The sequence below is a fragment of the Ideonella sp. B508-1 genome (assembly GCF_000333615.1).
Lineage (GTDB): Bacteria > Pseudomonadota > Gammaproteobacteria > Burkholderiales > Burkholderiaceae_C > Ideonella.
In genome coordinates this window covers 1-4,511 of record NZ_BADL01000047.1, presented here as the reverse complement: position 1 = coordinate 4,511, position 4,511 = coordinate 1, and the positions used below count along the sequence as shown (strand labels likewise).

Genomic DNA, 4,511 nt, shown 5'->3' with positions numbered 1-4,511 from the left:
TGATTCGTTCACATAAGGGACAGCGAAAACTTAACTTAGCCCTAGCAGGTTGAACCTCTAAGCTGAAGGCCATGGAGTCCAGCACATCCTCAGGTGGATGGACACAGCGGCTCCAACATCAGGAGGACAGCCGTGTTTGAACCAGTCACCACCCCGCCAAACGCTTCGATCACCCCCCGCGCGCCCTGGCCGGCGCTGACCCGTGCAATGTCCTACCGCGGGCCCGAGCGGCGCTCCGGCGCCGCATTGATGGCCCGTCTGATGGCCCTGGCCCTGGACGAGATCGACTACGGCATGCTGATGATTGGCGAAGACGGCCATGTCATGCATGTCAACCATGCGGCCCGCATGGAGCTGGAAGGCCAGCATCCGCTGATGCTGGACGGCCGTGTGCTGCGGGCCCGGGACCTGCGCGACCAGACCGCGCTGGTGGACGCCCTGCAGGGCGCCAGCCGCCGCGGCCTGCGCCGCCTGCTGTCGCTGGGCGACGGCGAGCACCGGGCCGGCGTCTCCGTGGTGCCGCTGCCGCTGCTGCCGGGCGAGGCGTCGTCTGCCGCCACCCTGCTGGTGCTGGGCAAGAGCCAGGTCTGCGGCGCTCTGTCGGTGCAGGGCTTTGCCCGCGCCCACAAGCTGTCGCCCGGTGAAGAGCAGGTGCTGATCGCGCTGTGCGATGGCGCCAGCCCCTCGGACATCGCTCAGGCCAATGGTGTGGCCATCTCCACCGTGCGCACCCAGATCGCCAACATCCGCGCCAAGACCGGTTCGGACAGCATCCGCAGCCTGATCCATCAGGTGGCGGTGCTGCCGCCGCTGGTGGGCACGCTGCGCCAGCCCTCGGGCGACCATCGGTCGGCCTTCGGCGGCATGGGGACCCTCTTCGGCGTGCTGGCTGGCGTGCACAACTGACACAGTCGGGCCCCCGCGGAGTTCTTTGCGGGGTCAATTTCTGGCGTCCTGGCCGTTCGGCCAGCTAACATGAGGCATGGTTGCAACCGTGCCCGTGTTGAATGCACACATCCCCGGTTCGGGGTGGCTGGCCGACTACCCGGCCGTGCGTCGCCTCTCACCGCTCTTTCAGCGGCTGATCGAGCGCGGCGATTTGCGTCGCTATGCCAAGGGCACCCTCCTGATCCAGGAAGGTGACCACGGCGACACCCTCTATGTGATCCTCCAGGGCCTGCTGCGCGTCTTCGGCGCCGACGACCAGGGCCGTGAGATCACCTACGGCAGCTATGGCCCGGGCGAATGCGTGGGCGAGATGAGCCTGGATGGCGGCACCCGTTCGGCCAGCGTGGCCACACTGGAGCCCTGCACCTGCGTGGTGCTGGCCCGTGAAACTCTGCTGCGCTTCATCGCCGAGGAGCCGGAGTTCGCCTTCGAATTGCTGGCCATGGTGATCCAGCGGGCGCGCTCTGTGACCCAGAGTGCCAAGCGCCTGGCGCTCAACGACGTCTACGGCCGGCTGCGCCTGCTGCTCAGCGCCGAGGGGGAACCCTCGGGTGGGGACATCCTGCTGACGCATCAGGACATCGCCCACCGCATCGGCTGTTCGCGCGAGATGGTCAGCCGCCTGATGAAAGACCTGGAAAAGGGTGGCTACATCGCCCAGCAGCGCGGACGCATCCGGCTGATGCGCCAGTTGCCCCACCGTTGGTGAGCGCGACGCCGTTCAGCCACTGACCAGATCCAGCACCGGGTGCGCGGCCTGCCCCGTGCTCAGGCCCCGCAGATCCAGCCAGCGGGTGGCCCCGAAGATCACCTCCTGGGTCACCGCTCGGGCCGTGGTATCGCAGGCCAGGATTTCTCCCGGAAGGGCCGCGGCGCACAGCCGCGAGGCCCGGTTGGTCACCGCGCCGATGGCTGCGTAATCCAGCCGTCCCTCAAAGCCGATCGGACCCACGGTGGCCTCGCCACGGCTCAGGCCGATGCCCAGCCCCGACGGCCCGCCCAGGGTCTGCCAGCGCGTCTGCAGCGGCCTCGCGGCCTCGCGCATGGCCAGGGCCAGCTTCACCGCCCGCAGGCTGTGGTCTTCCTGGGGATCGGGATCGTTGAAGAAGACCATGAAGCCATCGCCGGTGAAGCGCTCCAGCGTGCCTTCGTACTCGAAGACCAGCCTGCCCATGGCACGGTGGAAGTCCCTGAGCATCGACATCAGCGCCAGGGCATCCACCCGCTCGGCATAGGCCGAGAAGCCCCGCAGGTCCGCGAACAGCACCGTGATCTCGCGGCGATGGCTGCGCAGGATCTCGCCGTTGCCGGTGGCGACCAGGCGCTCGGCCAGGGCCGGGGAGAAGAAGCGCTTGAGCAGGGACAGGTGCTCCACCTCCATCACCTTCTCGGCCACCCGGTATTCCAAGGTCTGGGACCAGGCGGCGAGTTCTTCCTTCTGGGCCTGGGCCTTGTCGTACAGCTCCTTGACCCGCAGCAGCGAACGCACGCGGGCCCAGAGCTCCTCCTTGACCACTGGTTTGGTGATGAAGTCGTCGGCACCGGCATCCAGTCCGCGCACCCGGTCTTCCTTGGCATCCAGCGAGGTCACCATCACGATGGGAACGGCCTGCATGCCGGCCTCGCGCCGCAGGCGGGCGCAGACGCTGTAGCCGTCCAGGTCGGGCATCAGCACGTCCAGCAGGATCAGGTCCGGCGCCCGTGTGAGCGCCATCTCCAGGCCCTGCTCGCCGCCCTCGGCCAGCAGCACCTCGTAGCCGCGTGAGGCCAGCAGGGCCTCCATCAGGCGGCGATTCTTCTCCTGGTCATCCACCACCAGGATGCGTGGCACGGTGTTCATCGCGTGGCCGCTGGTGGCAGCAGGTGGGGGGGCACCTGGGCCTGCAGGGCCTCGGGCAGGTGGCCACACACCGTCTGGACGAACTGGCGCACCGAGGTCAGGGGTTTGGCGATGTAGCCGGCAAAGCCGCATTCCTCGATGCGGCCCCGGTAGGCGGGCATCACCGAGGCGGTCAGGGCCACCACCGGCACGTCGCTCAGTGTCGGCTGGGTCTGGATCCAGCCGATCAATGCGAAGCCATCGCTGTCAGGCAACTGGATGTCCAGCAACACCAGATCGGCCCCGTGCGCCAGCAGCTGCGCCTGGGCTTCGGCTGCTGTGCCCGAGGCATGCACCTGAAAGCCCTGGGAGGCCAGCACATCGGCCGCCAGCTTGCGGCTGCGGTCGTCGTCATCGATGACATGGAGCGTGATGTTCATGGCTCAGAGGCTCTCTTCCTCGTCGGGCAGGCGCGGCAGATTGAAGCGGAAGGTGGTGCCTTCGCCCACCACGCTGTGCAGGGTCACGTCGCCACCGTGCAGTCGCGCCAGACGCCGCACCAGCGGCAGGCCCAGCCCGGTGCCCTCGCTCTTGCGCAGGATGTCGTCGCCCACCTGGCGGAATTCCTCGAAGACCATGGCCTGGTGTTCCGGCGCGATGCCCACGCCGGTGTCGCTCACCTCGATCCACAGGCCTTCGCCTTCGCGGGTGCCGGCGCGGATGGTGATGGTGCCACCCTGGGGCGTGAACTTCACCGCATTGCCCAGCAGGTTCAGCAGGATCTGCTTGACCCGTCGCGCATCGGCCACCCAGGTGTCCGGGGCATGCTCGAGCGCGAGCCTCAGCGTCAGTCCGCCGCGGGTGCAGCGCTCGCGCATCATCGCGGCGGTGTTCTGGATCAGCTCGGGCATCTCCACCTCGGAGAGGTTCAGCTCCATGTGGCCGGCCTCGATCTTCGACAGGTCGAGCACATCGTTGATCAGCGACAGCAGGTGCTCGCCGGAGGCGTGGATGTCGTGGGCGTATTCGCGCTGGCGCTCGTTGAGCGGGCCGAACATCTCCTCGCGCAGCACATCCGAGAAGCCGATGATGGCGTTCAGCGGCGTGCGCAGCTCGTGCGACATATTGGTCAGGAATTCCGACTTGTGGCGGTTGGCCAGTTCCAGGTCACGGGTGCGCTCGGCGATCTTGCCGGACATGTCACGGTAGAGCTCCTGCAGGTTGGCGGCCATGACGTTGAACTGGGCGGCCAGGTCCTCCAACTCGTCGTTGCTGTGGATGGTGATGCGGGTGCCCAGGCGGCCTTCAGCCAGTGCCTGGGAGCCCTGGTGCAGCTCCCGGATGGGTTGGCTGACCCGACCCACCACCCACATGGCGGCCAGGATGGCGCCCGCCACCGCCAGCAGGATCACCACGCCGGTGCGCACCAGCGTGCTGTACACCGGCGCCAGGGCGACGCTGCGGGGCTGCTCGATCACCAGCTGCCAGCCCAGCGCCGGCACCGCAAAGCGGCTGGCCAGCACGGGTTGCCCCTCCAGCCCCGGACGACTGCGGGCCCCCCTGAGCGCCATGCCATCCACCTGCGGGGTCGGGTCCGCCGCGGGGGCAGCGGCTTCGTCGGCTGGCTGCGGTGCCGCGCGCTGGGCCAGCATCAGCGTGGTGTCGGCGTGCAGCACCACCACCCCACGGGCGTCCACGGCGTAGGCCTCCAGCGTGGGGTTGTGCAGCACCGAGGCCAGGGGCG

Annotated in this window: 5 protein-coding genes; 2 read left to right on the top strand and 3 right to left on the bottom strand. The window is 68.3% G+C overall.

What is annotated here, in order from left to right:
- Positions 1–132 precede the first annotated feature (132 nt).
- Together I73_RS25525 and I73_RS02405 are read left to right on the top strand one after the other, a co-directional pair.
- On the top strand, positions 133–906 hold the full coding sequence (locus I73_RS25525; protein ID WP_022979159.1) for a LuxR C-terminal-related transcriptional regulator: 774 nt from the start codon (positions 133–135) through the stop codon (positions 904–906).
- 94 nt (positions 907–1,000) lie between these two features.
- A complete protein-coding gene (locus tag I73_RS02405) occupies positions 1,001–1,657 on the top strand; it encodes a Crp/Fnr family transcriptional regulator (RefSeq protein WP_234409389.1) in 657 nt (218 codons plus the stop codon).
- 12 nt (positions 1,658–1,669) lie between these two features.
- On the opposite strand, the gene I73_RS25520 is transcribed toward I73_RS02405, so the two are convergent.
- The 3 genes from I73_RS25520 to I73_RS25510 all read right to left on the bottom strand — a co-directional run.
- Complete coding sequence (locus I73_RS25520) at positions 1,670–2,788, bottom strand: adenylate/guanylate cyclase domain-containing protein (protein WP_022979157.1); 1,119 nt, start codon at positions 2,786–2,788, stop codon at positions 1,670–1,672.
- A complete protein-coding gene (locus I73_RS25515) occupies positions 2,785–3,207 on the bottom strand; it encodes a response regulator (protein ID WP_022979156.1) in 423 nt (140 codons plus the stop codon). The genes I73_RS25520 and I73_RS25515 overlap by 4 nt, the downstream gene beginning before the upstream one ends.
- A 3-nt stretch (positions 3,208–3,210) precedes the next feature.
- Positions 3,211–4,511: HAMP domain-containing sensor histidine kinase (locus tag I73_RS25510; protein ID WP_022979155.1), on the bottom strand; the 1,301-nt coding region annotated here is incomplete at its 5' end.